Here is a 16,440-nt window from a genome sequence, read left to right on the forward strand (position 1 = left end):
GCTCCCCTCTGGCTCATGGGAACCATTTTCATATAGGGTCTGTGGAGAGGTCCGGCACCGATGCCTTCCGGTGCCGGGCCTCTTCCGTGTGCCGGAGCGCCCCGGACCCGCGGCCGGAGAAGGCGACGTGCGCGAGCCGCAGCGGACCGCGCAGCCGCAGGCGCACGTCGTGCACGCCCTCCGCCGCGACGGGCGCACCGAGGCGGACGTAGTCGTACGGACCCGCGGTGGCTTCCGTCGTCGACAGCACCGCGAGCGCCGGGCCGCCGTCCAGGCACAGCTCGACCGTGCCCGCGCCGGACACCTCCACCGTCACCCCGGCCACCCCGGGCCGGAAGTCGCAGTCCCGGTAGAGCAGTTCGGCCGTACGCCCGCCCGCCGGCGTCACGGCGTCGCCGGCCCGCTTCGTGCGGTCGACGATCTCGACGCCGCGCTGCTCGTCGAACGCGGCCGCGGCCAGCCCCCGCACGGCGACCGCGCGCGGCAGGGCGGGCTCGCCGGCCGGAGCGAGCGTCGTCCGCAGCCGCACGTCCTCGCTGGAGGCGCCGGCCAGCAGCTCGTACGCGCCGGGCTCCACCCGCCACCGGTCCCGGGCGACGTCCCAGAACGCGAGGGCGGACAGCGGGACGCGGAAGTCCAGTCGGGCCGTCTCGCCCGGGGCGAGCGTGATCCGCCGGTGGCCCAGCAGCTCCCGGCGCGGCCGGGGCCGGGACGGGGCGACGGCCCGGCCGTAGAGCTGGGCGACCTCGTCGGCCGTGACCGCGCCGGTGTTGGTGACCGAGAAGGAGACCCGCACCTCTTCGCCCTCGGCCGCCGCGGTCAGGCCGCTGTAGGAGAAGGAGGCGTAGGACAGGCCGTGCCCGAAGGGGAACAGCGGCGTGCCCTCGAAGTAGAGGTAGGTCTGGCGGCTGCCGATCACGTCGTAGTCGAGCAGGTCCGGCAGGTCGGCGTCGTCGGCGTACCAGGTCTGCGGCAGGCGCCCGGCCGGGGAGACGTCGCCGGCCAGGACACGGGCCAGCGCGGTGCCGGCCGCCTGCCCGCCGTGCGCGCTCCACAGCACGGCGGGCAGTCCCCGCGGGTCGACGGCGTACGGGTAGGCCGAGACCAGGGCCAGGACGGTGGCCGGATGGGCCGCGCGGGCCGCCCGCAGCAGCCGCTCCTGATGCCCGGGCAGGCGCAGCGTCGTGCGGTCCTCGGTCTCGCGGCCGTTGATGTGCGGGTCGTTGCCCGCGACGACCACCACCACGTCGGCCCCGGCGGCGGCACGCGCCACCGCCTCCTCGCCGCGCTCGACGACGACCAGCCCGAACACCTCGGGGTCCTCGTCGGCGACCTTCACGCCGTCGGCGGTGACACACACAGGGCGACCCGTCCCCAGGTGTTTCAGGAGGTGCCCGTCCCCGTGCGGTTCCAGACGGAACGTCTCCTGCACGACCCAGCCGCCGGGCTGGTCCGCGGAGGCGCGGAGGTACCCGTCGCCGGCGACCGAGAGGTAGCGGCCGTCGGGGGCGCGCAGCGTCAGCACACCACCGCCCCAGTCGGTCAGGGCCAGTTCGGTGCCGGTCGCGTCGGTGGTCAGCGCGGGCAGGTCGGTGCGGCCCGTGAGAAGCGCCGGGTCGAGCGCGCCTTCGGCATCCGGACCACCGCCGGTGGTGTCCCCGGCCGCCGGCACGCTCAGGAACGCGCCCCCGGAGGTGCGCAGCCGGACCCGGTCCACGCCCTCGGCGAAGGTGACATGCTCCGCGCCGAACCGCTCGTACAGTCCCTCCAGCGGGGTCGAGCGGTGCAGCAGCGTGCCGCTGTACCAGTCGAGTTTGCACTCGTCGGCGAGCAGACCCACCACCGCGATCCGGGTGCCGGACGCCAGCGGCAGGACGCCGTCGTTCTTCAGCAGCACGATCGCCTGCTCGGCGGCCTCCCGGGCGAGCTCCCGGTGTGCCGGGGTGTCGAACGCGGCCGCCGCGCCGGGCTGTTCGTCCTGCGGGTCGAACTCGCCGAGCCGGAAGCGCACCGACAGCTGGCGGCGGACCGCCGTGTCGAGGTCGGCCTCCGTCAGCAGGCCCTGCTCCAGGGCGCCGCGCAGCCGTGCGGTGATCGGCGCGGAGTCGGTGCCGTGGTCGGTGAAGCTGTCGACGCCCGCGCGGAGGGAGGCGGCGACGGCCTCCTCGTGGGTGGCGAAGTAGTGCTCGGAGTCGACCAGGTTGCTCGGCGCGCCCGCGTCCGAGCAGACCAGCAGATCCTGATCCGTCCAGGTCCGCAGGTGCTCGGCCAGGTACGGGGAGACGTGGTTGGGGCGGCCGTTGACCAGGTTGTACGCGGGCATCACCCCGGCCACCGCACCCGCCTCGACGGTGGCGCGGAACGCCTTCAGGTCGTACTCGTGCAACACGCGCGGACGCACCGAACTCGACGTGGTGGAGCGGTCGGTCTCGTTGTTGTGGGCCAGCCAGTGCTTCAGCACGGGCGCGGTGCGCCAGCGCGTGGGGTGGTCGCCGCGCAGACCGCGGGTGTAGGCGGTGGCGAGGGCCGAGGTGAGCGCCGGGTCCTCGGAGTACCCCTCCTCGTTGCGTCCCCACAGGGGGTGGCGCAGCAGATTGACCGTCGGGGCCCAGACGTTGAGGCCGACCCGGTCGTCCCGGGCGCGCATCGCGCGGACCTCGCTCGACACCGCGTCGCCGACCCGCCGCACCAACTCCGGGTTCCAGGTGGCCCCGAGGCCGACCGCCTGCGGGAACATCGTGGCCGGGCCCATCCACGCCACGCCGTGCAGCGCCTCCTGGCCGGTGCGGAACGCGGCGATGCCGAGCCGTTCGACAGCGGGGGTGAACTGGTGCAGGAACGCCACCTTCTCGTCGAGGGTGAGCCGTCCCAGCACGTCGTCGACGCGCTTCTCGAGCGACAGCCGCGGGTCGCGGAAGGGTGCGGTGGACAGCGGGTCTGCGGTCACGTGGGGCTCCCCCTGCACTGGATCGACGAGGCGCTTTCGAAGCGCTTCGATGCTGGGTGGAGGTGCCGTCGGGTGTCAAGGGAGCGGTCCGCAACGCTCAAGCCGTGCATGAGGAAAGGCGGTTGGCTCAGCGCCGAGGAACTTCGGTGACGACCCTTGTGCGCCTTGGGGTGTTCACCTAACCTCGCAGCAACATCGAAGCGCTTCGACTAGGCACCGCACCGCCCGGCCGACCGGGTTCGACAGCTCGCTTCCGCTCAGCCAGTTCCACTCGAGACACCGCAGCCGACGGCCTCCCGCCGGGTGTCCTGGTGTGCCATGAAGGGTTGACGCAATGACGCCGAACGCCGCCTCCGCCTCCTCGGGACAGAGCCGGAGAAGTTTCCTCGCCGCCACGGGCCTCGCCACCGCGGCCGTGACGGGCGGGATGCCGCTGCTCGCCGCCTGCGGCGGTGCGGACGACGGCTCGAAGGACGGCACCACGTCCGGCAGGAGCGCGCGGAAGCTGCTGCCCGCCTACGTCGCGAGCAACGTGGTCACGCCGGACATCCCGGCCAGGAACGGCTCGGCGATGGGCTTCACCCGCAAGCTCGACCTCGCCGGTCTCAAGACCTCGGTGCCGAGGAAGCACGGCAAGGGCGGCTCGATCCGGATCATGTCGCCGTTCTGGGGGACACCGCCGAAGGGCGACAACGCCTACTACCGGGCGATGAACGACCTGATCGGTGTGGACATCACCTGGCAGAACCAGGACGGCAACACCTACGACGAGAAACTGGGCGCGGTGCTCGCCTCCAGCGACCTGCCGGACGTCGTGGTCATCCCGAGCTGGAACATGGGCGGCAGGATCCCCAGCGCCATCATCGGCAAGTTCGCCGACCTGGGCCCGTACCTGTCCGGCGACGGCGTGAAGAAGTACCCCAACCTGGCGGCCGTGCCGACCGGCGCCTGGCAGTACTCCATCTTCGGCGGCAGGCTGCGCGGCCTGCCCCAGCCCGCCCCCTCCGTCACGGGCATCGTGCCGTTCTACCGCAAGGACGTCTTCGACGAGGAGGGCTACGAACTGCCCACCACCGCCGACGAGTTCCTCACGCTCGCCAAGGACATCACCCGTCCCCGGGCCAAGGTGTGGGCCTGCGACGACATGAAGTGGACCGCGTTCAACGTCTTCGGGGTCCTCTCCGGCAGCGAGAAGCCGCTCGGCTGGAACCTGGCCGACGGGAGGATGGTCTACCGGGTCGAGACCGAGGAGTACCTCGAAGCCCTGGAGTGGACGCGCAAGCTGTACGCGGCCGGTGTGGTCCACCCGGACGCGAAGGCGGTCCGGGGCACGGCGGGCGACCGGTTCACCGCGGGCCAGGTGCTGATCTACAACAACAACATCTCCGACTGGTGGGGCAAGATGGCCGAGCAGGCCGGCCAGCGGTCCGAGCTGCGCATCTCCGGGATGGACGTCTTCGGCGCCGACGGCGGCGACCCCACCCTGTGGGCGGGATCCCCCGCCGGCATCTTCGCCTTCGTCAACAAGAAGGCTTCCAAGGCCGTCGTCGAGGACGTCCTGGCCGCCGCCGACGTCACCGCCGCCCCGTACGGCACCAAGGAGTACATGCTCACCAACTACGGGGTGGAGGGCACGCACTACACCGTCGAGGACGGGGTGCCCACCAAGAACGACCGGGGCAATCAGGAGGTCGTCAACGCCTATGTGATGCTGGCCGGTCCGGCCCCCACGATCGCGCACCCGGACCTGCCGGTGATCGCCGAGGAACAGGTGCAGTGGCAGCAGCGGATGGGTGCCTTCACCAGGAAGTCGGCCTTCTGGGGAATGCAGATCACCGAACCCGCCCGCTACACCAACCTCTCCGACGACTTCGAGCAGCTGGAGGACGACGTCGTCCGCGGGCGCAGGAAGATCGGTGACGTGCAGCAGGCCGTCTCCGACTGGCGCAAGCAGGGCGGCGACGAACTTCGCGACTGGTACCGCAAGTTGCTCGACGACACCGGTTCCGCACAGTGACCCGGCGCTGAGGCGAGGGAGAAGACCGTGTCCCACAGCACGGTGCCCCGCAGCAGGGGCGAAGCGCGGACGACCGGGGCGGCTCCCCGGGCGGCGGGTCCCCCCGCCGGCGGCCGGCCGGGACGGAAGCCGTCCGGCAGGCTCGGCCTGCGGCTGCGGTTCCGCCGCGACCGCACCCTCATCCTGATGACCCTGCCGGCCGTCGTGCTGGTCCTGGTCTTCAACTACGTGCCGATCCTGGGGAACGCCGTCGCCTTCCAGGAGTACGACCCCTACGTCGGCGACAACGGCTTCGCCGCCATGCTCCGCAGCCCCTGGGTGGGTCTGCGGCAGTTCGAGCGGATCTTCGCCGACCCGGCGTTCTGGGACGCCGTCCGCAACACGCTCGTGCTGTTCGGCCTGCAGCTGGTGCTCTTCTTCCCCGTTCCGATCGTGCTCGCGCTGCTGGTCAACAGTGTGCTCCGGCCACGGATCAGAGCGGTGTCCCAGGCGATCCTGTACCTGCCGCACTTCTTCTCCTGGGTGCTGGTCGTCACCGTCTTCCAGCAGATCTTCGGCGGGGCCGGCATCATCGCCCAGACGCTGCGCCGGCACGGCCACGAGGGCTTCGACCTCATGACGGACCCGGGGATCTTCAAGTTCCTGGTGACGGCCGAGGGCGTCTGGAAGGACGCCGGCTGGGGTGTGATCGTCTTCCTCGCCGCACTCGCCTCCGTGAGCCCCGACCTGTACGAGGCGGCCGCCATGGACGGCGCCGGACGGTGGCGGCGCCTGTGGCACGTCACCCTCCCCGCCCTGCGGCCCGTGATCGCCCTGCTGCTGGTGCTGCGGGTCGGTGACGCCCTCACCGTCGGCTTCGAGCAGATCCTGCTGCAGCGTGACGCGGTCGGGCCGGGGGCCGCGGAGGTCCTCGACACCTACGTCTGGTGGAACGGCGTGCGCAACCAGGACTTCGGCTACGCGGCGGCGGCCGGTCTGATCAAGGGCCTGGTGAGCGTGGCGCTCGTCCTCGCCGCGAACAAGGTGGCCCACTTCATGGGCGAGCAGGGGGTGTACAGGAAGTGAGTGCCGTCGTCGACAGGACCGCTCCGGAACGGGCGGCATCCGAGACCCGCTGGTGGCAGGCCCCGCCCCGGCCCGTGTGGGAGGAGAAGCCCGGCCCGGTGGGGGTCGCGGGCAAGGGCATCGTGCTGGCCGGCGCCTGCCTGGCCGTGCTGTTCCCGCTGTGGATCGTCGTCGTCACCAGCCTGTCCACGAAGCAGACCATCAACGAGGCCGGCGGGCTCGTGGTGATCCCGAAGGGTCTGACCTTCATCGCCTACCAGGAGCTGCTGAGCGGCGGGCAGGTGACCCGGGCCGCGATCGTCAGCGTCTGCGTCACCCTGGCCGGCACGCTGTTCTCGACGGCCGTGTCGGTGCTGGCCGCGTACGGGCTCTCCCGCAGCGGCTCGCTGGGACACCGCTGGCTGCTGATGACCCTGCTCGCGACCATGTTCTTCGGTGCGGGGCTCATCCCCACCTATCTGCTCGTCCAGTCGCTCGGGCTGACCGACACCTACCTCGCGCTGATCCTGCCGAGCGCGGTGAGTGTCTTCAACATCCTGGTGCTGCGGGCGTTCTTCATGGGGATCTCGCCGGAGCTCGTCGACAGCGCGCGGATCGACGGCGCGGGGGACTGGCGGATCCTGTGGCAGATCGTCGTCCCGCTCTCCCGGGCCGTCATCGCGGTGATCACGCTGTTCTACGCGGTGGGCTACTGGAGCGCCTGGTTCAACGCGTCGATCTACCTGAGCGACCAGGACATGATGCCGTTGCAGAACGTCATGATCCAGCTGGTGCAGAAGCAGGAGGCGCCGGTGGGCGTCAGCCAGGCGATCAAGACGGGGCAGATCTCCGGACTCGCGATCCAGATGGCCGTGATGGTGATGGCGCTGCTGCCGGTCGCCGTGGTCTCGCCGTTCGTCCAGAAGCACTTCAAGAAGGGCATGCTCACGGGCGCGGTGAAGGGCTGACCGCAGGTCTGCGCCCCGGCGTTCGTGCGCCCCGCTCCGTCGCCCGCCGCACGGTCCTCCCGCCCTGGAGGGCGTCCACCCACTCCCGCGCAGGAACCGAGGTATGTCATGAGCACGTTCGGTTTGAGCAGGCGTTCCGTTCTCGCCGGGACCGCGGCCGCCGCCGCGGCCGCCTCCCTGCCGCCGGCACAGGGGCGGGCCCATGCCGCCGCGCCCGGCGCCCGCGGCGGATACCGCTGGCGCAACGTCGTCCAGGGCGGCACCGGATTCGTCACGGGCGTGCTGTTCCACCCCTCCGTGCGCGGACTGGCCTACCTGCGCACGGACATCGGCGGCGCCTACCGGTGGGAGGACCGGTCCGGCCGGTGGATCCCGCTGACCGACCACCTCGGCTGGGACGACTGGAACCTGCTCGGGGTGGAGGCCATGGCCGTCGACCCGGCCCACCCGGACCGGCTGTACCTGGCACTCGGCGCCTACACGCAGCCCTGGGCCGGCAACGGGGCCGTGCTGCGCTCCGAGGACCGGGGCGCCACCTGGCGGCGCACCGACCTGACCGTCAGGCTCGGCGCGAACGAGGACGGGCGCGGCTGCGGGGAGCGGCTGCTCGTCGACCCGCGCGACAGCGACACCCTCTGGCTCGGGACCCGGCACGACGGCCTGCTCAAGTCGACCGACCGGGGAGCGAGTTGGGCACGTGCCGGATTCCCGGCCACCCCCGGTCCCACCGGCCAGGGCATCACCCTCCTGGTCGCCGCGGGCCGCACGGTCTACGCCGGCTGGGGCGACTCCGGCACCACGGCCGGACAACCCGCCCTGTACCGCAGCTCCGACGGCACGACCTGGGAAGCCGTCCCCGGACAGCCCGCCGGCGCGGCCGCACGGGTGCCGGTCCGGGCCGCGTACGACCGGCACACCCGCGAGCTGTACGTGACCTACGCCGACGCCCCCGGCCCCAACGGCCAGTCCGACGGCAGCGTGCACAAACTGCGCACGACGGACGGGAGATGGACCGAGGTGACGCCGGTCCGGCCCGGCGGCCGGACGGACGACGGGGGCAGGGACACCTTCGGCTACGGCGGCGCCGCCGTCGACGCCCGGCGCCCCGGCACGGTCGTCGTCTCCACCAACAACCGCTGGGGCCCGGTCGACACCGTCTTCCGCACCACCGACGGCGGCCGCAGCTGGACGTCCCTGAAGGACCGGGCCGTCCTCGACGTCTCGGAGACGCCCTACCTCGCATGGGGCGGCGACGCACCCAAGTTCGGCTGGTGGATCCAGACCCTCGGACTCGACCCGTTCGACTCCGGGCACGTCGTCTTCGGGACCGGGGCGACCCTCTACGGCACCCGCGACCTCAGGCACTGGGCCCCGCAGATCCGCGGCGTGGAGGAGGCATCCGTCCGGCAGCTGCTCTCGCCGCCCACCGGCACGGCCCATCTGCTCAGCGGCTGCGGGGACATCGGCGTGATGTACCACGAGCGGCTCACGGCCTCACCGTCGCGCGGCATGGCCTCCCACCCGGTGTTCGCCACCTCGACCGGGCTCGCCCTGGCCCCGGCCAGACCCTCCTACGTGGTGCGGGCCGGGTGGGGCGACCACGGCAACGGCGCCTTCTCGTACGACGGCGGGCAGACGTGGGCGCCCTTCGCCTCCCAGCCGGACGCGGCCCGGACCGCACCCGGCCCGATCGCCACCGGTGCCGACGGCGGCGTGCTGCTGTGGTCCTTCGGCACCGCCCACCCCGCCCACCGCTCGACGGACAACGGCGGCACCTGGTCCGAGGTGCCCACCTTCCCCCGGGGCGCCACACCGGTCGCCGACCCGGTCGACCCGGCCCGCTTCTACGCCTTCGACACCACCACCGGAACCCTGCACGCCAGCACCGACGGCGGCCGGACGTTCGCCGCCCGGGCGTCCGCCCCCGGCGCGGGCGACAGCGAGTTCCAGCTGGCGGCCGCCCCGGGCCGCTCCGGCGACCTGTGGCTGAGCCTGAAGTGGAACGGCCTGTACCGCTCGACCGACGGTGGCGCGAGTCTCACCAGGGTGGACAGCTGCTGGGCCTCCTACACCCTGGGCTTCGGCAAGGCGGCGGAGGGCGCCTCCTACCCGGCGCTCTACCTCGTCGGTGCCACCGAGGCGATCACCGCGGTGCACCGCTCGGACGACGAGGCGAGGACCTGGGTGCGCGTCAACGACGACCGGCACCAGTGGGGCTGGATCGGCGCCACCGTCACCGGCGACCCGCGCGTGTACGGCCGGGTCTACGTGGCGACCAACGGGCGGGGCGTGCAGTACGGGGAGCCCGTCTGATGCCCGGCCTGGCGGACGCCACCCGGGGCCGCCTGTTGTTCGGCGGCGACTACAACCCGGAGCAGTGGCCCGAGGAGACCTGGCACGAGGACGTCCGGCTGATGAAGGCCGCCCGCGTCAACACGGTCACTCTGGGCGTCTTCTCCTGGTCGAAACTGGAACCCGAGCCGGGCGCACGGGAGTTCGGCTGGCTGGACACACTGATGGACCTGATGCACGAGCACGGCATCGGTGTCGTCCTCGCCACCCCGACCTCCTCGCCCCCGCCCTGGCTGGGCCGGCTGCACCCCGACACCCTGCCCGTCACCGAGGACGGGCGCACCGAGTGGTGGGGCGGCCGGCAGCACTTCTCGCACTCCAGCGCCACCTACCGCCACCACGCGGCCGCCATCACCGAGGACCTGGCGGCCCGCTACGGCGGCCACCCGGCCCTCACCCTGTGGCACATCAACAACGAGTACTGCACGACCGACCACGGCGACCAGGCGGCCGCCGCCTTCCGGCGGTGGCTGCGCGCGCGGTACGGCACCCTCGACGCCCTCAACGAGACCTGGGGCACCGCCTTCTGGGGCCAGCACTACGACACCTGGGACGGCATCCTGCCGCCCCGCCTGCCGCACTACCTGCGCAACCCCGGCCAGGTGCTGGACTTCCGCCGCTTCACCTCCGACATGCTCCTGGAGTGCTGCACCGCGGAGCGGGACATCGTCCGGCGGCACTCCCCGCACGTGCCGGTCACCACCAACTTCATGCCGCTGTGGTCCGGGGTGGACGCCTGGCGCTGGGCCCGGGAGGAGGACGTCGTCTCCGTCGACCTCTACCCCGACCCGCGCGACCCGCTCGGCGCCCAGCACGGCGCCCTGGTGCAGGACATGACCCGCTCCCAGGCGCGTGGGCCGTGGGTGCTGATGGAGCAGGCCGCGGGCCCGGTCAACTGGCGCGGGGTGAACCACCCCAAGCCCCGCGGACTGAACCGGCTGTGGTCGCTGCAGGCGGTCGCCCGGGGCGCCGACGCCGTCTGCTACTTCCAGTGGCGGCAGTCCCGGCAGGGCGCCGAGAAGTTCCACTCCGGGATGGTCGGCCACGCCGGTGAGGAGGGCCGCACCTTCCAGGAGATCACGCGGCTCGGGGCCGACCTGGAGCGGATCGCGCCCGCCGTGACCGGGCGGCCCGTCCCCGCGCGGGTGGCCGTCCTGCACGACTGGCACGCCTGGTGGGCCGGCGACCAGGACGGCCGCCCGTCCGGCCGGGTGGAGTACCCGGACGTGCTGAGCGCCTGGCACCGGGCCCTGTGGCAGGCCCACCTGACGACCGACTTCGCCCACCCCGAGCACGACCTGACGCCGTACGCGCTGGTGGTCGTGCCCCAGCTCTACGCGCTCACCGACGCGGCCGTCGGCAACCTCCTCGCGTACACGCGGCAGGGCGGCACCCTGGTCTGCGGCTTCCTCACCGGTGTCGCCGACCAGGACGACCGGGTGCGCCCCGGCGGGATGGACACCCGGCTGCGGCAGCTGTTCGGTATCCGCACCCTGCACGAGTGGTGGCCGCTGGAGGCGGGGGAGACCGTGGCCTGCGAGGGCTTCCGGGGCACCCTGTGGTCCGAGGAACTGGAGGGCGACGGCACCGCCGAGGAGATCGTGCCCTACCGGGGCGGTGAGCTCGACGGGCTCCCCGCGGTCCTGCGCAAGGGCCGGGCCTGGTATGTCTCCACGCTCCCGGAACCCGGGCCGCTGCGGGACCTGCTGGCGTCCGTCGCGCGGGACGCGGGTGTGCGCCCGGTGCTGGACGGGCTGCCCGACCGGGTCGAGGCCGTGCGCCGGGGCGAGCTGCTGTTCGTGCTGAACCACGGCCGCGAGCCGGTGACGGTCGAGGTGCCGGGCACCCACCACGACCTGCTGACCGGCACGGACGTCACCGGCTGCCTCACCCTCGGCCGCTACGGGGCGGCGGTGCTCCGGCCATGACCCACACAGCCCCCGTGCACGGCACCTGGGAACCGCGGCCCGCCGCCCGCTGGGAGGACGGCTTCCTGAGCGGCAACGGCCACCACGGCGCCCTCGTGTTCGGTGGACCGGGCGCCGAGCGGGTCGTCGTCACCCATCACACCCTGGTCCGGCCGGGCGAGGGCGGCACCCGGCCGCCCGAGCTGGCCGCGGCCCTGCCCGCCGTGCAGGACCGGCTGCTGGCCGGCGACACCGGCGCGGCCGAGAGCTTCACCGACGGCCGTCCCCTCCGGTGGGTGCGGGCGTTCCACCCCGCGTTCCAGATCCGGCTGGACCGGCCCGCCGGCGCCGGGCAGGGCTACCGCCGCGAGGTGGACTTCGCCACCGGCACCGTCCGTACGTCCTGCGACGGCTGGACCAGCCGGGTCTTCGTCTCACGCGCCGACGACGTGATCGTCCAGCACGTCACCGGGCCGGGCCCCGCCCTCCGCGTCGACCTGGACCACCGGCTGCCCGGCGCCCCGGTCGCCCTGGCCGTCGGGCACGGAGCCGTCCTGACCGCCGACGGTGCCCTGCTGAGCGTGCATCTGCGCCATCCGGGCGGCGACCTCGCCTGCACGGGCGTCACCCGGATCGCCGTCACCGGCGGCCGGACGACCCTCGTGGCACCGGGCGTGCGCGTCGAAGGCGCCCGCTCGGTGCTGCTCCTGACCCGGGTGCGACGGCACACCGGGGAACTCGACGTGGTCGCCGAGGGCCGGGCCCTGCGCGACCTGCCCGCCGACCCGGACGCGCTCCTCGACCGCCACCTCGCCCGGCACCGCACCGCCTACGAGCGCGTCACCCTCGACCTCGCCGCCGATCCCGCCGAACGCGCCCTGCCCGGCTCGGTGTTGCTGACGCGGCCGCGCAGCGCGGCCCTGCTGGAGCGGCTGTTCGCCGCCGGCCGCTACCACCTGCTCAGTGCCAGCGGCCTGTTCCCGCCGCGCCTGACCGGGCTGTGGACCGGCGACTGGAACACCGCCTGGTCGGGCGCGTTCACCCACGACGCCAACCTCAACCTCCAGACCGCCTCCGCCGCCGCAGGCGCCCTGCCCGAGGTCACCGAGGCCCATGCCCGCCTGATCCACGGCCAGTTGCCCGACTGGCGCGACAACGCCCGCGCGATCTTCGGCACCCGGGGCGTGGTGGCCCCCGCCCACAGCGACGGGGAGTCCGGGCACGCGTACCACTTCAGCCGCGAGTACCCGCTGCACCTGTGGACCGCCGGCGCCGACTGGCTGCTCAAACCGCTCGTCGACCACGACGAGACCCACGGCACCCGCGACCCGCGCACGGCCGCCGCACTGGCCGAAGTCGCCCTCTTCTACGAGGACTTCCTCACCCGGACCGACGCCGACGGCCACCTCGTCGTCGTCCCGTCCTACTCGCCGGAGAACCGCCCCGCCAACGCGAGCTGGGGCACCCTCAACGCCGCCATGGACCTCTCGGCCGCCCGCCACGCCCTGCGCACCGCCGCCGCCCACCACCCCGGCAGCGCGCGGGCCGGCCGCTGGACCGCCCTGGCCGACCGGCTCCCGCCGCACCGGATCAACGCGGACGGGGCGCTGGCCGAATGGGCCTGGCCGGGACTGGAGGACACCTACGACCACCGCCACCTCAGCCACCTCTACGGCGTCTGGCCGCTGGAGGAGATCACCCCCTACGACACCCCCGCACTGGCGGCGGCGGCCCACCGCGCGCTGGCACTGCGCGGCGCCGGGAACGCCTCCGCGCACGGCCACCTGCACCACGCCCTCGTCGCGGCCCGGCTGCGGGACGCGGACGGTGTCGCCCGCGCCCTCGGCCGGGTCCTGGACGGCGACTTCTTCCACGCCTCCCTCATGAGCGCGCACTACCCCGGCCGGGACGTCTACAACGCCGACGCGGCGCACACCCTGCCGGCCGTGCTGATCGAGGCGCTCGTGCAGTCCACCCCCGGCCGGCTGGTGCTGTTCCCGGCACGGCCGGCGTACCTCACGGCCGGCGCGCTGCGCGGCGTGCGCACCCGGTTCGGAGCCGGTCTCGATCTCGTCTGGGACCCGGACGGCGAGGCCAGGGCCGTGCTCCGGCCGGACCGCACCGTCCGTGTCGACCTCTGGACTTCCTCCGGTGCCGAGACCCTCGACCTCGTCGCCGGGGAAGACCGCGTCCTCACCCTGAGAGCGCGGTGATCCGCCCTCCCGCGCATCCCCCCACCCATGGAAGGGACACCATGGCATCACGCATCCCGAGCAGGATCATCAAGGCCCTGACGGCCCCGGCCCTCGCGCTCGGCGTCACCGTCGGCCTCGCCTCCGCCCCCGCCTCCGCGGCCGTCTGGAACTCCTGCGACCAGTGGGGCAACACCCACCTGAACGGCTACACGCTCTACAACAACATCTGGGGGTCCGGCGCCGGCCACCAGTGCGTCTGGGCCAACACCGGCAGCAACTGGGGCGTCTGGGCCGACCACCCGAACACCGGCGGCATCAAGTCCTACCCCAACTCCAAGAAGGTGATCAACAAGACGATCACCTCCCTGTCCTCGCTCAGCAGCTCCTACAACGTCACGGTCCCGGCGTCCGGCGCGTACAACTCCTCGTACGACATCTGGGACACCGACCACGACTACGAGATCATGCTCTGGGTGAACCACCACGGTGCCGTAGGACCGCTCGGCACCTCCCAGGGCACCGTCAGCCTCGGTGGCCACACCTGGAACGTCTACAAGGGCAGCAACGGGGCCAACGAGGTCTTCTCGTTCCTGCGCACGTCCGACTCCACCTCCGGCAGCGTGAGCATCCTGCCGATCCTGAAGTGGATCAAGGACACCAAGAAGTGGATGGGCAACGAGACCATCGGCGACGTGCAGTTCGGCTACGAGATCACCTCGTCGTCCGGCGGGCTGAACTTCACCACCAACAACCTGACGGTCACCAGCAGTTGATCGTCAGGCCAGTGTGGCGGGCCGTCCTCCCCGCCCGGGGAGGACGGCCCGCCCCTCAGCCCGTGTGCTCCGCTATCGGCAGCCGTGCTCCGTCCCGCAGGAACAGCGGGATGCGGTCCAGCGGGGCGTCGACGGTGACGGCCTCGCCGCCCCCGTACGTCTCACCGGTCCAGGCGTCGGTCCAGGTGGCCCCCGCCGGGAGGTAGGTGGTCCAGGTGGTGGCGCCCGGCCGCAGCACCGGGGCGACCAGCAGGTCGGCCCCGAGCAGATAGGCGGTGGAGACCTGCCAGGCGAGCGGGTCCTGCGGGAACTCCAGGAACAGCGGCCGCATCACCGGCAGCCCTTCCTCGTGCGCCGCGCGCATGACCTGCAGGACGTACGGCTTCAGCCGCTCCCGCAGCCGCAGGTACTTCTCCAGGATCGCCCCGGCCTCCTCGCCGTAGGACCACACCTCGTTGGGGCCGCCGGTCATCTCCGGGCCCAGTGGCATCCCCGGGTCGCGGAAGCCGTGCAGGCGCATCAGCGGGGACAGCGCGCCGAACTGGAACCAGCGGACCATCACCTCCCGGTAGGCCGGGTCGTCCGGGTCGCCGCCGTGGAAGCCGCCGATGTCGGTGTTCCACCACGGGATGCCGGACAGGGCCGTGCTGAGCCCGGCCGCGATCTGCCGGCGCAGCGTCGGGAAGTCCGTGCCGATGTCACCCGACCACAGGGCGGCCCCGTAGCGCTGACTGCCCGCCCAGGCCGAGCGGTTGAGGGTGACGATCTCCTCCTCGCCGGTGGCGGCCAGACCCTCGTGGAACGTGCGGGCGTTCTCCGCCGGGTACATGTTGCCGACCTCCAGACCCGGACCCGCCCAGTAGCGCAGGTTCTCCTGGAAGCCCGGCTTCAGCTCCGGCTCGCAGGCGTCCAGCCAGAACGCCGTGATGCCGTACGGGTCCAGGTAGTTCTCCTTGATCCGCGACCACACGAACGCCCGGGCCTCGGGGTGGGTGGCGTCGTAGAAGGCGACCTGGACCGTGGAGGCGACCTCCTTGTCGGGCCAGTCCGCGTGCGCCACCGGGCCGTACTGGGTGCCGATGAACCAGCCGCGCTGTTCGAGCACCGCATGGTTCTCGCTCAGCGGTGACACCGACGGCCAGACGCTCACCACCAGCTTGACGCCCAGGTCCGTCAGCTCGCGCACCATCGCCGCCGGGTCCGGCCACTCCTTCGGGTCGAACTTCCAGTCGCCGAGGTGCGTCCAGTGGAAGAAGTCGCACACGATCGCCGAGAGGGGCAGGCCCCGGCGCCTGTACTCGCGTGCCACCGCCAGCAGTTCGTCCTGGGTGCGGTAGCGCAGCTTGCACTGCCAGAAGCCCGCCGCCCACTCGGGCAGCATCGGGGACCGTCCGGTCACCGCGCTGTAGCGGCGCTGGCCGTCGGCCGGATTCCCGGCGGTGATCCAGTAGTCGATCTGCCGCGCGGAGTCGGCGACCCACCGGGTGCCGTTGTGCGCCAGCTCCACCCGGCCGATCGCCGGGTTGTTCCACAGCAGGGTGTAACCCCGGCTGGAGGTCAGCACCGGGATGGTGACCTCGGCGTTGCGCTGCACGAGGTCCAGCACCAGGCCCTTGTGGTCGAGCCGCCCGTGCTGGTGCTGGCCGAGCCCGAACAGCTTCTCGTCGTCGTAGGCGGCGAAGCGCTGCTCCAGCCGGTGGTGGCCGTTGCCGACGGCGGTGTAGAGGCGCGGGCCGGGCCACCAGAAGTGGGCCCGCTCCTCGGCGAGCAGCTCGCCGCGGTCCTCGGTCCGCAGGAAGCGGACCAGGCCCTCGCCGTTCACCTCGGCGGTGAGCGAGCCGACCGTGAGCCGCCCGGTGCCGTCCTCGATCTTCACGGTGGACGGTGTGGCCGGCGCCTCGTCGAGCAGGGCACCCGGCAGCCGGTCCAGGACCGGGCCGCCGAGACGGGCCCGCACCCGCACGGCGTCCGGGCCCCACGGTTCGATCCGCAGGGTCTCCTGGCGGCCGCTCCACTCCAGCGCGCCGTCCCGCTCGCGGAAGACGCCGACGGTGGGGGAGGACTGCGCCAGGCTCACCTGGGGCTGATTTTCGGCAGGCTGGTTCACGCGGGCTCCTGTGCTCCTGGAGGAGTGCGGACATGGCGGTGCGCGGACATGGCAGTGCCCCGGGAGGAGGCGGGCTGCTCGAGGACGGCGAGGAGGCGGGCTGATCGAGGACGGCGAGGAGGCGGGCTGT

Annotated in this window: 9 protein-coding genes; 7 read left to right on the plus strand and 2 right to left on the minus strand. The window is 72.8% G+C overall.

What is annotated here, in order from left to right:
• Positions 1 to 28 precede the first annotated feature (28 nt).
• The gene (locus tag ACZ4M5_RS29345) at positions 29 to 2,947 is read right to left on the minus strand and encodes a glycoside hydrolase family 3 C-terminal domain-containing protein (RefSeq protein WP_467741141.1); all 2,919 of its coding nucleotides are present in this window, start codon (positions 2,945 to 2,947) and stop codon (positions 29 to 31) included.
• Positions 2,948 to 3,281: 334 nt separating this feature from the next.
• Between ACZ4M5_RS29345 and ACZ4M5_RS29350 the strand changes: the two genes are divergently transcribed.
• From ACZ4M5_RS29350 to ACZ4M5_RS29380, 7 genes are all read left to right on the plus strand, one after another.
• Complete coding sequence (locus ACZ4M5_RS29350) at positions 3,282 to 4,964, plus strand: extracellular solute-binding protein (protein ID WP_467741143.1); 1,683 nt, start codon at positions 3,282 to 3,284, stop codon at positions 4,962 to 4,964.
• A 27-nt stretch (positions 4,965 to 4,991) separates the two neighbouring features.
• Complete coding sequence (locus ACZ4M5_RS29355; RefSeq protein WP_467741145.1) at positions 4,992 to 6,029, plus strand: ABC transporter permease; 1,038 nt, start codon at positions 4,992 to 4,994, stop codon at positions 6,027 to 6,029.
• Positions 6,026 to 6,976, plus strand: coding sequence for a carbohydrate ABC transporter permease (locus tag ACZ4M5_RS29360; protein ID WP_467741147.1), 951 nt, complete (start codon positions 6,026 to 6,028; stop codon positions 6,974 to 6,976). Before ACZ4M5_RS29355 ends, ACZ4M5_RS29360 begins: the two co-directional genes overlap by 4 nt.
• A 108-nt stretch (positions 6,977 to 7,084) precedes the next feature.
• The gene (locus ACZ4M5_RS29365; RefSeq protein WP_467741149.1) at positions 7,085 to 9,289 is read left to right on the plus strand and encodes a 1,4-beta-glucanase; all 2,205 of its coding nucleotides are present in this window, start codon (positions 7,085 to 7,087) and stop codon (positions 9,287 to 9,289) included.
• Entirely contained in the window at positions 9,289 to 11,256 is a 1,968-nt protein-coding gene (locus tag ACZ4M5_RS29370; protein WP_467741151.1) for a beta-galactosidase, read from the plus strand. Before ACZ4M5_RS29365 ends, ACZ4M5_RS29370 begins: the two co-directional genes overlap by 1 nt.
• A complete protein-coding gene (locus ACZ4M5_RS29375; RefSeq protein ID WP_467741153.1) occupies positions 11,253 to 13,448 on the plus strand; it encodes a glycosyl hydrolase family 95 catalytic domain-containing protein in 2,196 nt (731 codons plus the stop codon). Before ACZ4M5_RS29370 ends, ACZ4M5_RS29375 begins: the two co-directional genes overlap by 4 nt.
• Positions 13,449 to 13,489: 41 nt before the next feature.
• Positions 13,490 to 14,203, plus strand: coding sequence for a glycoside hydrolase family 12 protein (locus ACZ4M5_RS29380; RefSeq protein WP_467741155.1), 714 nt, complete (start codon positions 13,490 to 13,492; stop codon positions 14,201 to 14,203).
• Between the two features lie 55 nt (positions 14,204 to 14,258).
• On the opposite strand, the gene ACZ4M5_RS29385 is transcribed toward ACZ4M5_RS29380, so the two are convergent.
• Positions 14,259 to 16,310: a glycoside hydrolase family 31 protein gene (locus tag ACZ4M5_RS29385; protein ID WP_467741157.1), complete on the minus strand. Its 2,052-nt coding sequence runs from the start codon at positions 16,308 to 16,310 to the stop codon at positions 14,259 to 14,261.
• Positions 16,311 to 16,440: the final 130 nt, after the last annotated feature.

Source organism: Streptomyces sp. NPDC026246 (assembly GCF_055567995.1).

Bases quoted from the DNA above. Each gene is read 5' to 3' on its own strand.
- ACZ4M5_RS29350 (WP_467741143.1), top strand. From the start codon at position 3,282: ATGACGCCGAACGCCGCCTCCGCCTCCTCGGGACAGAGCCGGAGAAGT.
- ACZ4M5_RS29365 (WP_467741149.1), top strand. From the start codon at position 7,085: ATGAGCACGTTCGGTTTGAGCAGGCGTTCCGTTCTCGCCGGGACCGCG.
- ACZ4M5_RS29370 (WP_467741151.1), top strand. From the start codon at position 9,289: ATGCCCGGCCTGGCGGACGCCACCCGGGGCCGCCTGTTGTTCGGCGGC.
- ACZ4M5_RS29375 (WP_467741153.1), top strand. From the start codon at position 11,253: ATGACCCACACAGCCCCCGTGCACGGCACCTGGGAACCGCGGCCCGCC.
- ACZ4M5_RS29380 (WP_467741155.1), top strand. From the start codon at position 13,490: ATGGCATCACGCATCCCGAGCAGGATCATCAAGGCCCTGACGGCCCCG.